The sequence below is a fragment of the Turicibacter sp. KK003 genome, assembly GCF_037014675.1.
In the GTDB taxonomy this organism is placed as follows: Bacteria; Bacillota_I; Bacilli_A; order MOL361; family Turicibacteraceae; genus Turicibacter; species Turicibacter faecis.
Map to the genome: position 1 here is coordinate 121,802 of NZ_CP142738.1, position 17,503 is coordinate 139,304.

General features: G+C 36.1%; 22 protein-coding genes. 16 read left to right on the forward strand and 6 right to left on the reverse strand.

Translation table 11 applies throughout. From position 1 onward, the window contains the following. Positions 1 to 12: 12 nt before the first annotated feature. The 3 genes from VXM77_RS00580 to VXM77_RS00590 form a co-directional block, all read right to left on the reverse strand. On the reverse strand, positions 13 to 978 hold the full coding sequence (locus VXM77_RS00580) for a polyprenyl synthetase family protein (protein ID WP_237658960.1): 966 nt from the start codon (positions 976 to 978) through the stop codon (positions 13 to 15). Continuing rightward, the gene (locus VXM77_RS00585; RefSeq protein WP_338506609.1) at positions 959 to 1,390 is read right to left on the reverse strand and encodes a hypothetical protein; all 432 of its coding nucleotides are present in this window, start codon (positions 1,388 to 1,390) and stop codon (positions 959 to 961) included. Before VXM77_RS00585 ends, VXM77_RS00580 begins: the two co-directional genes overlap by 20 nt. A 75-nt stretch (positions 1,391 to 1,465) precedes the next feature. After that, positions 1,466 to 1,885: an HIT family protein gene (locus VXM77_RS00590; protein ID WP_161832413.1), complete on the reverse strand. Its 420-nt coding sequence runs from the start codon at positions 1,883 to 1,885 to the stop codon at positions 1,466 to 1,468. A 230-nt stretch (positions 1,886 to 2,115) separates the two neighbouring features. Between VXM77_RS00590 and VXM77_RS00595 the strand changes: the two genes are divergently transcribed. From VXM77_RS00595 to VXM77_RS00615, 5 genes are all read left to right on the forward strand, one after another. Continuing rightward, positions 2,116 to 2,667, forward strand: coding sequence for a Gx transporter family protein (locus tag VXM77_RS00595; RefSeq protein ID WP_161832412.1), 552 nt, complete (start codon positions 2,116 to 2,118; stop codon positions 2,665 to 2,667). A gap of 6 nt (positions 2,668 to 2,673) precedes the next feature. Then, a complete protein-coding gene (locus VXM77_RS00600) occupies positions 2,674 to 3,447 on the forward strand; it encodes an energy-coupling factor transporter transmembrane component T (RefSeq protein WP_237658959.1) in 774 nt (257 codons plus the stop codon). Positions 3,448 to 3,475: 28 nt separating this feature from the next. After that, a complete protein-coding gene (locus VXM77_RS00605) occupies positions 3,476 to 4,144 on the forward strand; it encodes a uracil-DNA glycosylase (RefSeq protein ID WP_338506614.1) in 669 nt (222 codons plus the stop codon). Between the two features lie 76 nt (positions 4,145 to 4,220). Next, positions 4,221 to 4,754, forward strand: coding sequence for a helix-turn-helix domain-containing protein (locus tag VXM77_RS00610; RefSeq protein ID WP_161832943.1), 534 nt, complete (start codon positions 4,221 to 4,223; stop codon positions 4,752 to 4,754). Continuing rightward, positions 4,709 to 5,599 (forward strand): IS3 family transposase, encoded by an 891-nt coding sequence (locus VXM77_RS00615; protein WP_161832944.1) that lies wholly within the window; start codon positions 4,709 to 4,711, stop codon positions 5,597 to 5,599. The genes VXM77_RS00610 and VXM77_RS00615 overlap by 46 nt, the downstream gene beginning before the upstream one ends. A gap of 48 nt (positions 5,600 to 5,647) precedes the next feature. Here VXM77_RS00615 and gerQ read toward each other — a convergent pair whose 3' ends face one another. Further along, complete coding sequence (gene gerQ, locus VXM77_RS00620) at positions 5,648 to 6,313, reverse strand: spore coat protein GerQ (RefSeq protein ID WP_161832410.1); 666 nt, start codon at positions 6,311 to 6,313, stop codon at positions 5,648 to 5,650. 24 nt (positions 6,314 to 6,337) lie between these two features. Continuing rightward, positions 6,338 to 6,760 (reverse strand): cell wall hydrolase, encoded by a 423-nt coding sequence (locus VXM77_RS00625; protein WP_161832409.1) that lies wholly within the window; start codon positions 6,758 to 6,760, stop codon positions 6,338 to 6,340. A 339-nt stretch (positions 6,761 to 7,099) separates the two neighbouring features. Here VXM77_RS00625 and pta point away from each other — a divergent pair, with 339 nt between their 5' ends. Together pta and VXM77_RS00635 are read left to right on the forward strand one after the other, a co-directional pair. Then, on the forward strand, positions 7,100 to 8,065 hold the full coding sequence (pta, locus tag VXM77_RS00630) for a phosphate acetyltransferase (RefSeq protein WP_161832408.1): 966 nt from the start codon (positions 7,100 to 7,102) through the stop codon (positions 8,063 to 8,065). 107 nt (positions 8,066 to 8,172) lie between these two features. Next, positions 8,173 to 8,424, forward strand: a complete 252-nt coding sequence (locus tag VXM77_RS00635) for a DUF1450 domain-containing protein (RefSeq protein ID WP_161832407.1) — start codon at positions 8,173 to 8,175, stop codon at positions 8,422 to 8,424. A gap of 43 nt (positions 8,425 to 8,467) precedes the next feature. Here VXM77_RS00635 and VXM77_RS00640 read toward each other — a convergent pair whose 3' ends face one another. Beyond that, positions 8,468 to 8,794 carry a hypothetical protein gene (locus tag VXM77_RS00640; protein ID WP_161832406.1) on the reverse strand — a complete coding sequence of 109 codons (327 nt, stop codon included), beginning with the start codon at positions 8,792 to 8,794 and terminating at the stop codon, positions 8,468 to 8,470. A gap of 208 nt (positions 8,795 to 9,002) precedes the next feature. On the opposite strand from VXM77_RS00640, the gene VXM77_RS00645 reads away from it, so the two are divergent. The 9 genes from VXM77_RS00645 to glmU all read left to right on the forward strand — a co-directional run bounded on the left by VXM77_RS00645 (position 9,003) and on the right by glmU (position 17,452). Next, complete coding sequence (locus VXM77_RS00645; protein ID WP_161832405.1) at positions 9,003 to 10,301, forward strand: HD domain-containing protein; 1,299 nt, start codon at positions 9,003 to 9,005, stop codon at positions 10,299 to 10,301. A 28-nt stretch (positions 10,302 to 10,329) separates the two neighbouring features. Further along, entirely contained in the window at positions 10,330 to 10,881 is a 552-nt protein-coding gene (gene rnmV / locus VXM77_RS00650) for a ribonuclease M5 (protein ID WP_161832404.1), read from the forward strand. 19 nt (positions 10,882 to 10,900) lie between these two features. Continuing rightward, complete coding sequence (gene rsmA / locus VXM77_RS00655; protein ID WP_161832403.1) at positions 10,901 to 11,773, forward strand: 16S rRNA (adenine(1518)-N(6)/adenine(1519)-N(6))-dimethyltransferase RsmA; 873 nt, start codon at positions 10,901 to 10,903, stop codon at positions 11,771 to 11,773. A gap of 175 nt (positions 11,774 to 11,948) precedes the next feature. After that, positions 11,949 to 12,761: a sporulation peptidase YabG gene (yabG, locus tag VXM77_RS00660; RefSeq protein ID WP_161832402.1), complete on the forward strand. Its 813-nt coding sequence runs from the start codon at positions 11,949 to 11,951 to the stop codon at positions 12,759 to 12,761. Positions 12,762 to 12,872: 111 nt separating this feature from the next. Continuing rightward, positions 12,873 to 13,106 (forward strand): Veg family protein, encoded by a 234-nt coding sequence (locus VXM77_RS00665; protein WP_161832401.1) that lies wholly within the window; start codon positions 12,873 to 12,875, stop codon positions 13,104 to 13,106. Between the two features lie 80 nt (positions 13,107 to 13,186). Then, the gene (gene ispE / locus VXM77_RS00670) at positions 13,187 to 14,041 is read left to right on the forward strand and encodes a 4-(cytidine 5'-diphospho)-2-C-methyl-D-erythritol kinase (protein WP_161832400.1); all 855 of its coding nucleotides are present in this window, start codon (positions 13,187 to 13,189) and stop codon (positions 14,039 to 14,041) included. Positions 14,042 to 14,233: 192 nt separating this feature from the next. Further along, on the forward strand, positions 14,234 to 14,488 hold the full coding sequence (gene spoVG / locus VXM77_RS00675) for a septation regulator SpoVG (protein ID WP_161832399.1): 255 nt from the start codon (positions 14,234 to 14,236) through the stop codon (positions 14,486 to 14,488). Between the two features lie 186 nt (positions 14,489 to 14,674). Then, a protein-coding gene (locus tag VXM77_RS00680; RefSeq protein ID WP_338505737.1) for an IS3 family transposase occupies positions 14,675 to 16,005 on the forward strand; the annotation gives its coding sequence in 2 pieces (ribosomal slippage) (positions 14,675 to 15,056 and positions 15,056 to 16,005; 1,332 coding nt in all). A 79-nt stretch (positions 16,006 to 16,084) separates the two neighbouring features. Further along, positions 16,085 to 17,452, forward strand: coding sequence for a bifunctional UDP-N-acetylglucosamine diphosphorylase/glucosamine-1-phosphate N-acetyltransferase GlmU (gene glmU / locus VXM77_RS00685; RefSeq protein ID WP_161832456.1), 1,368 nt, complete (start codon positions 16,085 to 16,087; stop codon positions 17,450 to 17,452). Positions 17,453 to 17,503: the final 51 nt, after the last annotated feature.

A 17,503-nucleotide genomic window follows, 5' to 3' on the forward strand; every position in this document is an offset into this window, starting at 1 on the left:
TCTCCCTTCGTGTTAATTAAAAATTAAGCTAATTAAATGGTTTATTTTTGGTTGTAAAAGCGGAAAGTTCTTCGCGATAGACCGGGTAATATTAATATAAGTTTGGCATAGTTCCTCCGATTTTTTGATTGATTCTCCATGACTGATGCGTTGGCAAAGAAGATCAAGAAGTGGAGTATCCCAATTACATTGTTGATAAATTTGAGATAAATCATCTTTGAGAAGATCATCTTCTAAGGCGAAAATCGTCGGTAGAGTCACAACACCCTCTTTTAAGTCGTGACCGACGGGTTTTCCAAGACGGGGAGAATCACCACTGAAATCTAAAATGTCATCCTTTATTTGATAAGCTATTCCGATAGAACTTCCCAGTTTTTTTAATTCATCTAACTTTTCCTCGTTAGCATGGGCAAGTATTCCCCCAATCACTAGGCTAGCCGAAATTAAGGTTCCCGTTTTTTGATCACTTTTTTTGATATAGTCTTCTAATGAGAGGTTAAAGTTAAAGAGATTATCTTGTTGTTGAAGCTCCCCCAGGCATAATTGTTTCATTGTATCCGCAAGTTGCAAGTGGAGGGGGGGGAAAGGAAATGAAGCGAAAAGTTCAAGGCTTCTATTTAGTGTATAATTTCCTAATTTGAGCGCTATTGTTTTATTATAACGTTCATGAAGAGTAAGGACATTGTGTCTTACAGATGAATGATCAATGATATCATCGTGAATAAGAGAGGAAAGGTGCAGAAGTTCAATGGCAACTGCAGCTAAGTAGCGATCTTCTTTAGAAATTTTATCTCCCAACTCGGTTGCCATTAATAAAAAGAGAGGGCGAATCCGTTTCCCTCCGTTGGCGATAAGTTCGCAAAGGGAAGTCTTTAGGTCATCTTCTTTTTCTAATACAGGATCTTCCGCAATCGTTTGGATGAGAAGGTCGTTAAAATAACGTTCATCATATCCGAATTTAGTTAGATATCCCATCATACCCCTCCTCCTCTGCGATGATGCGAACCCATCCGTTTAAAACTTTATCCGCGCCACTGTGTGTCATCGATGTGATTTCATAGTTTTTTAGATGTTGAAAAATATTATTTTTAATCAACGGGAAGGCGTGGCGAATGGTATAGTCGTAATATAGGCTATAGAATAAATCACCGTACAAAATAATTTTTTTACATTGCCGATCATCAGAGTTTTCCTTCAACTTTTGATGGGTATCTAAATGAAGAAAAAGAAGTCCATAGGAAACGAAGTAAGAAAAATAATTTTCCGGGATGATAGCGTGGGTCTCTAATGTCTGATAGAGACGTTGAAGTGGGGCACGGTTAACGCTAATATGGGTGATGTTTACTTGCTTAAGTTGTTGCGTGATTTCATTTATTACGTCTTTAATCATGTCTAATCCACCGTTTCTAATAAGGATAACCTTAGTATTCCAAGGATTGGACATCGTATACAAAATTTAGAAAGATTAAAGGTTAGAAATAATCTCTTCTTTTAATTCAGAAAGTGAATCAGGTGTATATAACGCTGCATTATTGACATAATGAACATTGAAAGAATCTTCAAATGAGTATCTTGGAATGAGGTGGACATGGTAATGAAAGACCGTTTGTCCCGCTACGGGCTTATTGTTATTTACAATATTCATTCCGTCTGCATGAAATGTTTTTTTAAGAGCAGTCGCTAGTTTAGGGATAATTGAAAAGACGTGAGTCATATCTTCTTCAGTCATTGAGAAAACATCTTCAACGTGTTTTTTTGGAATCACCAATGTATGACCGAGTGTTGTTTGAGAAATATCGAGGAAAGCCAACACGTGTTCATTTTCAAAAATAATATGTCCGGGAATTTCCTTGTTGCTAATTTTACAGAAGATACATTTTTGCATGTTTATGCCTCCAGTCAACCCATGAAGTTCATCTTTATGATGGGACGTGATGAGTCCCCCAAAAGTGAGAACTTAAAAGGAATGTTAAATTAGTTATTATATGATTACGACCTAATTTTATCAAAACTCAATTAATTTTTAAAGTGCTAACATTTTGTCAACAAAAGGGGGATTTGAGTCTTCCGCTCATGATATAATAGAGACGAAGTTAAGTAGGAGGGGTTTAACCAATGAATCAAAAAAGGAATCGTGAAAACTTAGAAAAGATGATGCTTATTATTTTAATTGGATCCTTGGCCATTGTTTTGGGGATTATTGAGGCGATGATCCCGGTTAGATTGCCCATTCCAGGTGCTAAATTAGGGTTGGCGAATATTATGATTGTGATTGGTTTATATTATTTAGATGGAAAAGATATGCTAACTGTCATTATCTTAAAAACCTTTTTAACAACACTACTGCTTGGAACATTTTCGATGTTTGCTTATGGGTTTGTCGGTGCGTTGTTAAGTTATGCAACGATGATGACGGCTTTTAAATTATTGAAGGACAAAATAAGTTTATTAGGGATTAGTGTTTTAGGGGGCGTGATGCATAATATTGGTCAAATTATCGTGGCAATGATTTTAATTAAAACCAATGCGGTCGCTTATTACATGATGTTTTTATTACCTCTTGGTGCAGTGACGGGAATAGTTGTTGGGATTGTTGCCAAACTCGTCATGCCACGATTGAATGAATTTGAATTATTCAAAAAACATTATAAATTACAGGAAGTATAGGGAATTATGATGAAAAAACTGTGGCTTGGTCGATATATTGACGGTTCTTCCGTTTACCATGCGTTTGATCCTAGATCGAAATTAGTGATGATGGTGCTTAATCTCCTAATGATTATTTGTACTGTCAATTGGGAACAGCTATTATGTGTCACGCTTTTTACCTTTTCTTTACTTTGTCTTAGTAAAATTCCTTTTTCGTTTTATTTAAGACAAGCGATGTTTCTAAAATATATGTATTTCTTTTTTTTGATGTTCTTTACTTTAACGGAGGGCACCACCTTTTTATTGAAGATCGGAATCTTTCGTGTCAGTCTAGACGGATTGTGGATAGGAGCGTTTTATGTTACTAAGATGATGTTATTTGTTATTCTGGGTGCTTTGTTAACTTTTACAACGTCACCGGGGGAAATCGTGGCCGGTGTGAGGACATTATTTAAAAGCCCATCGATTGAGCGATTTGCCTTTATGGCAGGGCTTTCTATCCGTTTAATTCCAATGATTTTAGAGGAAGTTAAGTTGATTTATAATGCTCAGCAATCACGGGGTCTAGACTTTAGTGAATTAAGGTTACAAGATAAATTTAAAAAGTTGTTATCCATTATTATACCTGCTATTTCAAATACGGTTAAACGCCTAATGATGATGATTGAGGCTATGGAGTGTCGTGGATATGTTGTAGGTGAGCAACGGACATCTATTTATCGATTACAGTTTAGGATGCGTGATGTTTGTCTGTTAGTTTATGGTATTTTAGTGTTGGCTATAGTTATTTTACTTTAGTGCTTTTTTAATGAAAGGAGTGATTTAATTGTTTATCCATAATGATTGGGCACCTATTTTAGAACGAGAATTTGAAAAGCCGTATATGAAGGAGCTTTTTTCTAAGCTACACGAACAATATGAAATTGAGACTGTTTATCCACCTAAAAAGTCTGTGTTTAGGGCATTTGAACTCACCCCTTATTCAGCAGTGAAGGTTGTGATTTTAGGTCAGGATCCGTATCACGGTGAGAATCAGGCAAATGGTCTTAGTTTTTCCGTAACAGAAACAACAAAAATTCCACCTTCACTTCGAAATATTTTTACGGAGTTGGTTTCGGATATCAAGTGTTCTTATCCAACGAGCGGAGATTTAAGTAAATGGGCAAGAGAGGGGGTTTTATTGCTTAATTCAACCTTAACGGTTAGATCAGGCCAACCGATGTCCCATGCTTCGATGGGGTGGGAAAGGTTTACAGACCATATTCTAAGTTGTTTGAATGAGAAGGATGCCCCTATTGTTTTTATTTTATGGGGAAATCATGCACGGAGTAAAAAAAGATTAATCGATCAAAGGAAGCATTTAGTGCTAGAATCGGTTCATCCTTCTCCATTGTCGGCGCATCGTGGATTCTTCGGAAGTGCCCCCTTTTCAAAAACTAATGAATTCTTAGTTTCTAAAGGGATTCACCCTATTGATTGGACCTTAACTAAATAAAAAAAGGACTCCTTTTTAAAATGATGTGCACCCCAAATGTTAGACTAAAAAATCTAACGTTAGGGGTGTTTTTTCTATGGCTAAATATAGTCCAGAATTCAAATTAAGGATTGTTAATGAATATTTACAAGGGACTTTAGGTTATCGATCGCTTGCTAAGAAATATCAGATTCCAAGTCAATCACAAATTGAAACATGGGTTAGACAGTATAAACAAGAAGGAAAAAACGGATTACAACCAAAAGAAAAACAAGTATATACTGGAGAATTTAAATTAAATGTATTAAACTATATCAAGACAACAGGTGCTTCATATAGCCAAACTGCTATTCATTTTGGAATATCAGATATAGGAACGATTGCGAATTGGAATGCAACGTTTCTAAAAGGCGGTGTAGAGGCATTACTTAAACCGAAAGGAAGGTCTCAAAGCCCTATGCCAAAATTAAAAGCATCTAAACAACCGAAAACTTTAACACGTGAACAACAATTAGAAGAAGAAATTAAATTACTCAGAATTGAGAATGAATACTTAAAAAAGTGTCACGCCCATGGGATTACGCCATGGAACCAAAGAATCAAATCGAGACAAGAATCATCCAAGAATTAACGGCTAATTTTAAATTAAGTGATATTTTAAAGGTCACAAAATTTCCTAAATCAACCTATCATTATTGGGTTAAAAAGATGGCGCAAGAGAATCCAGATCAAGAACTTGAAAATCTTATTTTAAGCATTTTTAAAGAAAATGATGAGAATTATGGTTATCGTCGAATCACAGATGAGCTTCATCATCGAGGTCATCGGGTTAACCATAAGAAAGTCTATCGTCTGATGAAAAAGCGTGGAATTATTTGCGTTAAGTTTAGTCATAAATCACGTAAATATCGTTCGTATAAAGGAACTGTTGGAACAGTGGCTAAGAATCGAATTAACCGCCGATTTAATACCCCTTATCCGTATCAGAAATTGACAACAGATGTGACTGAGTTTAAAACGCAGGAAGGAAAGAAATTATATTTAAGCCCAATCATGGACATGGCAACCGGTGAAATTTTGTCCTATTCAATGAGCCATAAACCTGACTTGAATTTTGTCATGGAATCTCTGAATCAGGTCCTACCTATTCTCAAACAAGCAAAATATAGAATAACCCTTCATTCCGATCAAGGTTGGCAGTATCAACATCAAAAATGGGTTAAAGCATTAAAAACACATAAAATTTTTCAAAGTATGTCACGAAAAGGAAATTGTCTAGATAATTCACCGATGGAAAACTTCTTTGGAATCCTTAAACAAGAAATGTACTATGGAAAGACATTTAAAACCTATGAGGAGTTAAAAGAAGCCATTGAAAACTATATCTACTACTATAATCATAAACGAATTAAAAGAAAATTGGCTGGTATGAGTCCAGTCAAATACCGAATTCGTACCAGCCAATTAGCTGCATAATATTAAGTTCAACATTTGGGGTTCACTACAAAAGGAGTCTTTTTTTATTTAGTGTTGATCAGAATTTCCATACCCGTGTTGTGTTTCAGGCATTTGGTTATAGTAAGGATATTTTTGTTTGTAAAGTTCATCTTGTTGTTTTTGATAGTTGTAAAGTGCCCCTAATGATGGGAATTTTTCAAATAAATCAGGATCAACAATGTTGATTGTGTTATCTTGTGGATAGTAATAGTTGATTTCTTCAGGGAATTCAACATAATCTAAGTAAACAGTTAATAAGACGAAACGGTGCCCAGTATTTGGATCACTTAAAATAATGTGATCGCGTCCTGCTGCTTCAATCACACCAAAGAAGCTACGTTGCGCAGTTGCCGCATCATTTCCGCTAAATGTCATGTATACGGTAGCCATTTTTCCGCGGTTAAGTCTTAAAACTTGACTGAAATAACTGCTACCTTGAGCCATTGAAATGACATTTCCTACTGGAAGTTCGAATCCTGCATAGCTTACTCCACTAGAGGCTGCAGGTGTTTGACCTGGCTCTGTAGGTGTTTGAGGCGTAATTGGTGCTCCAGATGGGAATGGTGGTTCCACTGTGCTAGGGTTTACGTTTGTGTAATTAGCCCCCATAGGATTTGGTTGTTGATATCTCCAATATGGATCATTTGGATTTGGAACGGGTCCCCCGTAAGGATAAGAATAATAATAATTCATAGTGTCTCTCCTTTCAAGATACGATTAGTCATAACAATGTTCGGATTCAAGCGGAATGTAGAAGCAGTGATCTCCATATCGACCTGAATTCCATTGTCCCCAAAACTGGGCGGGACACGATGGTTGAAAAGGATCGTAAAACCATAACGCAGTCGTTGCGGGTTCGAAACGCTCTCCGTTAATGACCCTTTTAGCCAATCTTATTTCGTTATCCCTTGCGCGTTGATAAAAGTAATCGAATTGTACGGCTTCAAACCCCCCAGGTGATTGATAAACCATTGATGGAATGGTGTTAATGTTTTTGAAATCGTGGCAATTAGCTAAAATCCGATTTACGCAAACATTTCCGACGAGTAACATTCCCATGTCTCCGTCACTTTCAGCCTCAGCGCGCATGAGTCGAGCAAGTAATTCAATGTCTTTTTGGGTTGCTTGAATAACTCCCATATAATCACCTCTCGTTTCATCATACGACCTCAGAGGAGAAAATATGAATAAAGGTGATGAAAAAATAAAAGTTAATGAGTGAAACAAGAGGGAAGTGGATGAATTGAAAAGGAGGTTGTATCCGATGACCCATCGTTCGTTGTTGAGGGGTTAGGAAGAATATATTATCTCAAGTTTGATGGATCAATAAAAGGGGGCCTTTTTATATATAGGAAAGTGAAAATTTTGCTATTCAAAAAACGACGATTGTTCTTAAAAAAATAAAAGGTATTAACCTTTTATTTTTTTAAGAATAATAGTACAATAGGGTTAACACAACATCAAAAGGTGGTAAATTGAATGGATATCATGACAAGTTTAAAGAATCAAATTATTGGGAAAAACATTCGCATTGTTTTTCCGGAGGGGAATGAACCACGTGTTGTTCAAGCAGCGAGCCTACTTGCACGTGAGAATATGTTAAAGCCGGTTTTAATTGGGTCAATTGAAGAGGTGCAGTCGGCAGCAGGGCATTATTCATTAGAAGGTTGCGAGATTATTGATCCAAAACATTATGACAAATTAGAGGAAATGATTGCTGAGTTAGTCGCGGTACGTAAGGGGAAAGTAACAGAAGAAAAGGCGCGTGAACTCGTTTTAGATGTTAACTATTTTGGAACGATGTTAGTTCATATGGGCTTAGCAGCGGGATTGGTTTCAGGGGCGATTCATTCAACGGGGGATACAGTTCGTCCAGCTTTACAAATCATCAAAACAAAACCAGGAATAGGAAAAACATTTGGATATTTTGCAATGTTACGTGGGGATGAGCGTTTAATTTTTGCAGATTGTGCGATTAATCCAAATCCGTCAAGCAATGATTTAGCGGAATTTGCATTGGAATCGGCTCGCGTAGCGCGTATGTTTGATATTGAACCTAAAGTAGCTTTATTAAGTTTCTCAACAAAGGGATCAGCGAAAACAGAAGAAACGAAAAAAGTGACGGATGCGGTTAAAGTGTTAGACGAGATGCAAGTTGATTTTGATTATGATGGTGAGTTACAGTTTGATGCGGCTTTTGTTCCTGCCGTTGCGAAAACAAAAGCAAAAGATTCAAAAGTAGCAGGACAAGCGAATGTATTTGTTTTCCCAGATTTAAATTCTGGAAATATCGGCTATAAAATTGCTCAACGATTAGGTGGGTTTGAGGCGGTAGGGCCTATTTTAGCAGGATTGAATAAACCTGTGAATGATTTATCACGTGGATGTTCACCAGAGGATGTCTACAAAACAGCAGTTATTACAGCGAATCAGACATTATTATAAAATAAGGGAAGCGGGCTTTGTGTTTTATTTGACATGAAGCCCGATTTTTTATAAAATCGTTGAAGATACACTTTAAAAAAATTGATAAAAAGGGGAAGGTGTAGTCGATGTTTAATTTAGATGATTTATTTGCAGAGCCAAACGAGTTTCGTGTTTGCGATAAGTGTAAGGCAACTAATTTAAATACATTATTACCACGTTTGAAAGAAATTGATCCGAAAGCTAAGATTTATCAAGGATGCCAATCTTATTGTGGTCCTGGTCGTGATCGTTCGTTTGTGTTTATTAACAATAAACCAATCTTAGCTGATAATGAAGACGAATTAATTCAAAAAGTTAAAGAGTTTTTAGGAAAATAAAAAAGAGATGGGAAGTCATCATAAAGTGACATTCCCATCTCTTTTATTTTACGGGGTCAATATAATAGGCCCCTTTAGAAGTTGAACGAATTTTTGAAATTTTATTCGTCAAGAGTTGCATAATATAGTGTATAATCGCCTGCTCATCGATAAAGAAGTGATGGGCATGCGGTTCATGGTTCAGTACAAATCGAATTCGAGACTGTAAAAAGGGAGTTAAGTTTTCAAATATTTCTTCAGAACTAAGTGGGGATGGTTGATAGAGTGTTAAAAGATCATAAATTTCACAAATAAGCATAGAAAACAACTTATGGTGTTTAAGGAAAGATTCCTGATCGGTTACAAAACTCTCATGTGTTTTCAAACACATAGTATCACATCCTATAAAACGTTTTCATAACACTATTATATCATATTTTCTAGTATTTGTTAAAGTGTTGCTTGTTTTTTTATATTTAGTATATGGCCATGACGTTCATGTCGAATCATAATGTGGTATACTAAGCTTGTAAAAAGTAAAAGTTTTGCATTATTTTATAAAATAATGATGAGATATACAGATATAGACGGTGGTGCCAATGGTAAAATTAGAAGAAAAAGTATTTAGAGATCCAGTTTACGGATATGTTCATGTATTTGATAAATTAATTTGGGATTTGATTCAAACGAAGGAAGTTCAACGTTTACGGCGTATTAAGCAATTAGGTGGAACCTACATGGTTTTTCATACGGCTGAGCATAGTCGATTTTCACATTCCTTAGGGGTGTATGAAATGGCGCGTAAAATTATCCGGGCGCTTATGTATTGTGGGACGGTGTTAGAGGAGGAGGAGCGTTTGCTAGTCTTATCCGCGGCATTGTTGCATGATTTAGGCCACGGTCCGTTTTCACATTCCTTTGAATCCGTTTTTAATGTTCGTCATGAACTATTTACTGAACGTATTATTATGGAAGATACAGAAGTTAATCAGGTGTTGGAAAGCTATCAAAAAGGATTTGCGACGAAGGTTCGTGATGTCATTAATAAAACGTATGAAAACCCACTAGTAATCAACATTATTTCTAGTCAGTTAGATGCGGACCGATTGGACTATTTATTGAGAGACGCCTATTTTACAGGCGCCCCATATGGTGAAATTGATGTTGAACGTATTTTAAGGACGATGAGGGTTGTTAATAACAAAATTGTTTATAAAGTTTCGGGGATGCACGCTATTGAGGATTATTTAATGAGCCGTTATCAAATGTATTGGCAAGTTTATTTACACTCAACAGGGCGTAGCTTTGACTTAGTGATTCAAAATATGTTACGACGTGTTCGAGAACTTGTTTTATCAGGGTATCAATTTAGACATCCTATTGGGGCGTTAGCAGACCTGTTTTTGGAGAAGGACTTATCTGTTGAAACGTATTTAAAGTTTGATGATGCGACAATTAGTCACTATGCGTCGTTATTTGTTGAAGAGGAAGATGAGATATTGAGCGATTTTGCGGATCGCTTTATTCATCGTCGTTTATTAAAGGAAATGCATTATGTACCAAATGACGAAGTGAACAAAAATTTAATAAAAATCGGGGAATATATGTCCATCTTAGGTATCAATCCAACCTACTATTTAATTACCGATCATAGTGTTAAAACACCGTATGATTATTATGGTCATAAGACGAATTGTTTACCGGATTGCATCGAATTGTTGATGCGTGATGGTTCTATTAAAGAAATATCGGAAGTATCAACGATTATTAAGGGGATTATTGCCGTTAAACCAAAACAGGAATATAAAATTTATTTTCCGCTAGATTTAATTAAAGCGAGTGGGAATGTAGAGATAAAAAATAAAATTTTAGAGCTATTACCTGAAAATATTCAGTAAAAGTTAACATAGAAATCGAGGAAAAAAGATGTTTAAAGAGATTATTGTAGTCGAAGGTCGGGATGATACGAGGCGATTAAAAGAGGTATATCCAGAAATTGAAACGTTAGAGACAAACGGATCGGCTATTAATGAGGACGTTATTTCACGCATCAAGGAGTTGCAGAAAAAACGTGGAGTGATTATTTTTACCGATCCTGATTTTCCGGGAAATAAAATTCGTCAACGCATTATGCAAGAGGTGCCACTTTGTAAACATGCCCACCTTCCTAAACGGGAGGCAATTGCTAAAAATGATAAGGGAGTCGGGGTTGAGCATGCAAGCGCCGAATCGATTAAGCGGGCTTTACAAGATGTCATCACGCCTAAAACTGAGGTGACGGAGGAGATTGAAACAGAATTTTTGTTTGATTTAGGATTAATTGGTCATCCAAATAGTGCAAAAATACGGGAAAAGCTAGGCGAAGTGTTAGGAATCGGCTATGTGAACGGAAAACAACTTCAAAAGCGTTTAATGATGTTTGGAGTTACTAAACAACAAGTTGTTAATGCATTAGCAGAAGAACCAAAAAGTGTCTAAAATAAAGGAGCTATTAAGTATGAGAGATATCGCAACGAAGTCAAACACAAGAGAAATTATAGAAAGACATGGGTTTACCTTTAAAAAAAGCTTTGGGCAAAACTTCTTAACAGATACAAATATTTTAAATAAAATTGTAGATGCCGCTGATTTATCAGATGAGGTGGGTGTCATTGAAATTGGGCCAGGTATCGGGGCCTTAACTGAGTTTATTGCGCGTAAGGCAAAAAAAGTGGTGGCTTACGAAATCGATCCGCGTTTAATTCCAATTTTAGCGGAAACATTAGCCCCATATGATAATGTAAAGATTATCCATCAAGATATTTTGAAGGCAGATGTCGCATCGATGATTGAGGAAGAGTTTAAAGATGTGAAGGAAATTGCGGTAGTTGCTAACTTACCGTATTATATTACAACTCCTATTTTGATGGGACTCATCGAAAAGAAATTACCTATTGATCGTTACGTGACTATGATGCAAAAAGAGGTAGCGCAACGTTTATCAGCCTCTCCGGGATCAAAAGATTATAATGCTTTATCAATTGCCGTTCAATATTATACGGAGGCTAAAATTGCTTTAACAGTTCCAAAGACTGTTTTCATTCCCGCTCCGAATGTTGATAGTGCGGTTGTTCGTTTAACAAAACGTAAAGAGTTAGCAGTTGATGTTTTAGATGAGGATTTCTTTATGGAAGTTGTTCACGGTGCTTTTAGGCAACGAAGAAAAACATTACAAAATAATTTAAATCAACACTTTACTTCTTTATCGAAGGAAGAAGTGACAGCAATTCTAGAAGAGGCCAATATTTTACCGAACCGCCGTGGGGAATCTTTATCCATTGAGGAGTTCGCCCATCTATCTAATGTGTTTTATCGTCATTTAAAGGCATAAATTCTCTCTTTATAGTCTAAAAGCCCCTTATTATAAGGGGCTTTTAGACTATAAAGGTTACTGGAATCAATTCATTTTAAGTTTATTTGAAAGCATGGGAAGAGGAATCTTTTTATGCTTTTTTGTGTAGGCACATTTAAAGGGGTGGGGCATATAATAACGTGAGGTGATAAGGATGGATGAAGAAGTCAAAGTAGGGGATATTGTAGGCCGTCGTTCTTATGGATCTGACACGATGTTTCGTATTGAGGAAATTACGGGAGACGTCGCCCATTTAAAGGGAATCTTCTTTCGTTTGACGGCGGATGCCCCATTAAGTGATTTAGAAATTATTTCGCGTGAGGAGTATCAACGTGCAGAGCAGGTGGAGTTTGATCAATATCGAACCATTCTCCCCCCTGTTATGGATAATATGAGAAGTTATGATAATGGAGATTTTTATATTAGTGGACGGATTTTACACATTGATGGGGATGAAGAGTACCTCCAGAAAAGTATCAAACTGTATAAATATGCAAAAGTTTATGCACAGGCATTTGCGGTTCCTGAGAAGGATATGAAGGTTAAAGTTCCTGAATTAGTTAAACGGTTAAGACCAAATATTGTTGTTATTACGGGGCATGATGCATTAGAAGATAAAGAACATGAAGATGATTTGATGGCGTATAGAAGTTCAAAATACTTTGTAGAGACGGTTAATGCATTGCGTGAAATCGAACCTTCGCTTGATTATTTGATCGTTATAGCTGGGGCGTGCCAATCGCATTTTGAGGCGTTGATTGGTTCTGGAGCAAATTTTGCATCATCGCCTAAACGTATTAATATACACGCGCTTGATCCAGCGATTATTGCGGCAACGATTGCCCTAACCCCTTACGAGGAACAAGTGGATTTAAGGGAAGCGATTGAAAAAACGATTGCTAAAATAGCGGGAATTGGTGGTCTTCAAACGAAGGGAACCCTTCGCTATGGAATCAGGAAAATGTAAAAATATTTTATTTTATCATTGATAATGAATAATTTCAACCCTTTAGCATATAATAATATTGAAAAAATTTTCTTTTTATGGTATGCTTTATGATAGAAAGGTCGTGATGTTTTGGCAAATAATATTGTTAATATTCGTCAAGAGTTGAGTGAACAAGTCGGTAAAGAAGTGAAATTAACCGCTTATGAAAGTCGTAATCGAGTGGTAGAACATACAGGTATTTTATCGAATACGTATCCTTCTATTTTTGTGATTGATTTAGATAGTCAACGCGACTCAGTTGACCGAGTTTCTTATAGTTATATTGATGTTTTAACGGGATCGGTAGAATTAAAGTTTAATTAATATTAAAAAAAAGTAGTTGACGATGTTTACTACTTTTTTTTGTATGATAAAATAAAATCATACTGATTGGAGGAATGGCTATGGTAACAATTAAAGCTCCAGCAAAAATAAATTTGGCACTTGATACGCTCTATAAACGAGATGACAATTATCATGAGGTTGAAATGATTATGACAACTGTTGATCTAGCAGATTATATTACAGTCACTCCCCGTAACGACGATAAAATTGTTATTCAATCAAATGAGTTTACAATTCCATTGAATGAAAAGAATTTAGCCTATCAAGCGGCTGAACTTTTTAGAAAACATTTTAACATTAAGCAAGGGGTTGAAATTTATATTAAAAAGAAAATCCCAGTAGCGGCTGGTTTAGCTGGTGGAAGTAGTAATGCAGCGGCGACTTTAAAGGCGCTAAGGGAACTTTTTAAAGTAGATTGTACGATGGATGAGTTGGCCGAATTAGGTGCACGATTAGGGTCAGACATTCCGTTTTGCGTTTATGGTGGGACCGCATTAGCAACAGGTCGTGGAGAAATTATTCATCCGATTCCGTCCCCTCCAAAATGTTGGGTTATTTTAATTAAACCGCGAATTGGCGTGTCAACAAAAGAGATTTATGAGGCACTCAACGCAAATGAGGTTCAACATTTAGATATTAAAGGGATGTTAGACTGTATCGAGTTACAGGACTATCAGGGGATTTGTAATCGTTTAGGTAACTCGTTAGAGAGCGTAACGTTTGAACGGTATCCGGTCGTTGAAGAAATAAAGAATAAATTAATTCAATTTGGAGCAGATGCCGTACTCATGAGTGGGAGTGGACCGACAGTTTTTGCTCTTGTTCGTAAAGAGTACAAGTTAAGGCGTATTATAAATAGTATTAATGGTTGCCTAAGAGAGCATGAAGTTTATGCAGTTAGATTAATTGGCTAGTATGAAAAGCATCTTAATTGTTTATCGATTAAGATGCTTTTTTGTCGGATTAACAAAACAGTTAAAAGAGTATCGGAAAAAAATTCATGAGAATGTATATAATTGTAAGAAAAACACACAAATGACATAAAAAGCACTTACAGTATGTGGTATAATGAAGAGGTGATATGGACAACTTAGGAGGATGAGAGAATGAATATTACAGACGTTAGAATTCGAAAAGTAGAGACAGATAATAGAATGAAAGCAATCGCATCAATTACCTTAGATGGGTGCTTTGTTATCCATGATTTAAGAGTCATTCAGGGGGATGAACACTTATTCGTGGCAATGCCTAGTCGTAAGACGTCAACGGGGGAATTTAAAGACATTGCACATCCAATTAATCATGAAACCCGTAAGGAAGTAGAAGACTTTGTTATTAAGGCCTATGAGGAAGCAGAATAAGAGAGTGAATGCTTAGACTGAAAGGTTATGGGCGTATTATGACACATAAAAAAAGCGTCATGAATGAATGTTTAAAAAGCTACCTTCTTTTTAAAATGTACCCTAGAGAGTAGACAAATAAAAAAAGTCTACCTTCTAGGGCCTTTTTGTTATAATATTAACTATTAGATTTTAGGAGGATTTTAAATGAGCAAGAAGTTATTTACACCACAAGAGATTGAACAACTCAAACAAAACGAATATGTTAAGTCAGTATCTGAAAAAGGGATTACTTATACGAAAGAATTTAAGGAGAACTTTATTATGATGAGCGAGAAAGGAAAGTTTCCGCGAGAGATATTCGAATACTATGGATTTAATGTTACGGTGCTTGGCATGCAGCGTGTGAATTCTGCAGCTAAACGTTGGAAACAAGCCTTTAAAACCCAGGGCCCATTAGGATTGGATGATAGTCGTACTAAGAATTCTGGAAGGTCCCTAAAACGAGAGTTAACGCTAGAAGAACAATTATTACGCACGCAGGCTAAATTAGAAGTTTTAAAGATTGAGAACGAATTATTAAAAAAGTTGAGACTCATGAGAAAAATGCTCGAATAGTCTCTAAAGAAGTAAAGTTTCAAATGATTCATCAAGTAGTGAATCAGACATCAACTAAATTTAAATCTTTAATTTCTCATTTATGCGATAGTCTTGGTGTTTCAAGATCAGGTTATTATCGTTATTTTTCGTTATGTGCTGAAGAAGCTCGTTTAAAGCGATTAAAGGAGGAACAACATCGTTTAGAAGTTATTCAAAAGGCCATTTGTTTTAAGGGACGAAAAAACAAGGGAATTCGCCAAGTAGCGATGGTTCTTAAAGGGGAATTCAACATTATCTTTAACCTAAAATCTATTCATCGAATCATGAAAAAGTATGGACTATTGAGTCAAGTTCGTCGAAGCAATCCCTATCGTAAACTCGCTAAAGCGACACAAGCACATCGTGTCTGTCCAAATCTTGTTAATCGTCAATTTAGGCCATTAGAACCTTATAAAGTTCTATTAACCGATATCACTTATTTAAAATATGGAAAGGGTCAGACTGCCTATCTCTCGACCATCTTAGATAGTGCAACAAATGAAGTTTTAGCTTTTCAATTAAGTGAGCATTTAAAGATAGATTTTGTTCTCCAAACACTGAACCAACTTCAAGAAAATCCGACTGTCCAATTAACGAAGGAAACGATTATTCACTCCGATCAGGGCGTGCATTATACGAGTCCGCAATTTTCGAATCAATTAAAGGAATTAGGAATTCAACAATCAATGTCTAGGAAGGGGAATTGTTGGGATAACGCTCCACAAGAATCATTTTTTGGGCATCTAAAAGATGAAGCAGATATAACCAATCAACTGACATTTGATGATTTACTCATTGAAATTGAAGAATATATAGATTATCATAACAACTTTAGATATCAATGGAATTTAAAAAAGCTGACTCCTGTAGGATACAGAAATCAGCTTCAAGTTGCTTAGGTTTTTTTCTTTGTCCTTGACAAAGGGTACAGATTAGTGCTATACTAAATAAAGAAGTTAGATTAACGGAGGGATTTTAATGAATAAGTATGCAGTTGTATTAGCCGCGGGAAAAGGAACCCGTATGAAGTCTAATTTACATAAAGTATTACACCAAGTATTAGGAAAATCGATGGTGGACCACGCAGTTACAAACTTAGAAAAAATTGGGGTAGATAAAATTGTAACGGTGATTGGTTATGAAGCGGATTCAGTTCGTGCAGAATTGAAAGACCGCGTAGAATATGCGATGCAAACGGAACAGTTAGGGACGGGGCACGCTGTGATGATGACGAAAGATTTGTTAGAAGGTCTTGAAGGGGTAACGATTGTAACTTATGGTGATGTTCCGTTATTAACAGAACAAACTATTTCTAATTTATTTGACTATCATCAAGAACAAGAGGCAGCAATTACTATTTTAACTGCATCGACAGATAATCCGACGGGATACGGGCGTATCATTCGTGATGAAGCGGGTAATGTTTTACGAATTGTTGAACAAAAGGATGCAAATGAGCAAGAATTATTAGTCAAGGAAATTAATACGGGTGTTTGCTGTTATGATAATAAGGTATTGTTTGAGGCCTTAACGAAAATCACGAACAACAATTCACAAGGAGAATACTACTTAACAGATTTAGTTGGAATTATTCGCGACATGGGATTAAAGGTTGTTGCCTATGAGAATGAAGATTTTGAAGAAACATTAGGAGTTAATGACCGTGTTCAGTTAGCCTATGCTGAAAAAGTTTTAAGAAAACGTGTAAATGAACAGCATATGAGAAATGGTGTTACGATTATTAACCCAGAGGCTACGTATATTGGAACTGAAGTGGAAATTGGGCAAGATGTTATTATCTATCCTGGAACAATGATTACGGGATGTTCAAAAATTGAAGATGAGGTTATCATTGGTGCTAATTCACAAATTAACTCATCGGTTATCGGAAAAAATTCAACGATTAATGCCTCAGTTATTTCAGATTCGGTGATTGGTGCGAATACAACAGTAGGGCCTTTTGCTCATATTCGTATGCACGCTGAGGTTGGAAGTCATGCACGTATTGGAAATTTCGTAGAAATTAAGAAATCAGTGTTTAAAGATGGGGCAAAAGCCGCACACTTAAGTTATATTGGTGATGCAATTTTAGGTGAGAATGTAAATATGGGATGTGGTTCAATTACTGTTAACTACGATGGAAAGAATAAACATCAAACCATAATTGGAGCTAATACGATGGTTGGATGTAACGTGAATTTAGTTGCACCAGTGACAATTGAGCCTAATGCTTACTTAGCGGCTGGTTCGACAATTACAAAAAATGTACCAGAGGATGCGCTTGCGATTGCTCGTTCAAAGCAAGAAAATAAAGAGGGCTACGCTAAGATTATTCGACAAAAATAATTTAACAAAAAGATTAAATTTAAACATTTATTGAAATAATTGAAAATAAAT

What these genes read in the sequence shown, in the direction of transcription:
- glmU (WP_161832456.1), top strand. Translation starts at nt 16,085, where the DNA reads ATGAATAAGTATGCAGTTGTATTAGCCGCGGGAAAAGGAACCCGTATG.
- rnmV (WP_161832404.1), top strand. Translation starts at nt 10,330, where the DNA reads ATGTTTAAAGAGATTATTGTAGTCGAAGGTCGGGATGATACGAGGCGA.
- VXM77_RS00595 (WP_161832412.1), top strand. Translation starts at nt 2,116, where the DNA reads ATGAATCAAAAAAGGAATCGTGAAAACTTAGAAAAGATGATGCTTATT.
- VXM77_RS00645 (WP_161832405.1), top strand. Translation starts at nt 9,003, where the DNA reads ATGGTAAAATTAGAAGAAAAAGTATTTAGAGATCCAGTTTACGGATAT.
- VXM77_RS00610 (WP_161832943.1), top strand. Translation starts at nt 4,221, where the DNA reads ATGGCTAAATATAGTCCAGAATTCAAATTAAGGATTGTTAATGAATAT.
- VXM77_RS00600 (WP_237658959.1), top strand. Translation starts at nt 2,674, where the DNA reads ATGATGAAAAAACTGTGGCTTGGTCGATATATTGACGGTTCTTCCGTT.
- ispE (WP_161832400.1), top strand. Translation starts at nt 13,187, where the DNA reads ATGGTAACAATTAAAGCTCCAGCAAAAATAAATTTGGCACTTGATACG.
- gerQ (WP_161832410.1), bottom strand. Translation starts at nt 6,313, where the DNA reads ATGAATTATTATTATTCTTATCCTTACGGGGGACCCGTTCCAAATCCA.
- spoVG (WP_161832399.1), top strand. Translation starts at nt 14,234, where the DNA reads ATGAATATTACAGACGTTAGAATTCGAAAAGTAGAGACAGATAATAGA.
- VXM77_RS00585 (WP_338506609.1), bottom strand. Translation starts at nt 1,390, where the DNA reads ATGATTAAAGACGTAATAAATGAAATCACGCAACAACTTAAGCAAGTA.
- VXM77_RS00580 (WP_237658960.1), bottom strand. Translation starts at nt 978, where the DNA reads ATGATGGGATATCTAACTAAATTCGGATATGATGAACGTTATTTTAAC.
- VXM77_RS00640 (WP_161832406.1), bottom strand. Translation starts at nt 8,794, where the DNA reads ATGTGTTTGAAAACACATGAGAGTTTTGTAACCGATCAGGAATCTTTC.
- yabG (WP_161832402.1), top strand. Translation starts at nt 11,949, where the DNA reads ATGGATGAAGAAGTCAAAGTAGGGGATATTGTAGGCCGTCGTTCTTAT.
- VXM77_RS00625 (WP_161832409.1), bottom strand. Translation starts at nt 6,760, where the DNA reads ATGGGAGTTATTCAAGCAACCCAAAAAGACATTGAATTACTTGCTCGA.
- pta (WP_161832408.1), top strand. Translation starts at nt 7,100, where the DNA reads ATGGATATCATGACAAGTTTAAAGAATCAAATTATTGGGAAAAACATT.
- VXM77_RS00615 (WP_161832944.1), top strand. Translation starts at nt 4,709, where the DNA reads ATGGAACCAAAGAATCAAATCGAGACAAGAATCATCCAAGAATTAACG.
- VXM77_RS00590 (WP_161832413.1), bottom strand. Translation starts at nt 1,885, where the DNA reads ATGCAAAAATGTATCTTCTGTAAAATTAGCAACAAGGAAATTCCCGGA.
- rsmA (WP_161832403.1), top strand. Translation starts at nt 10,901, where the DNA reads ATGAGAGATATCGCAACGAAGTCAAACACAAGAGAAATTATAGAAAGA.
- VXM77_RS00635 (WP_161832407.1), top strand. Translation starts at nt 8,173, where the DNA reads ATGTTTAATTTAGATGATTTATTTGCAGAGCCAAACGAGTTTCGTGTT.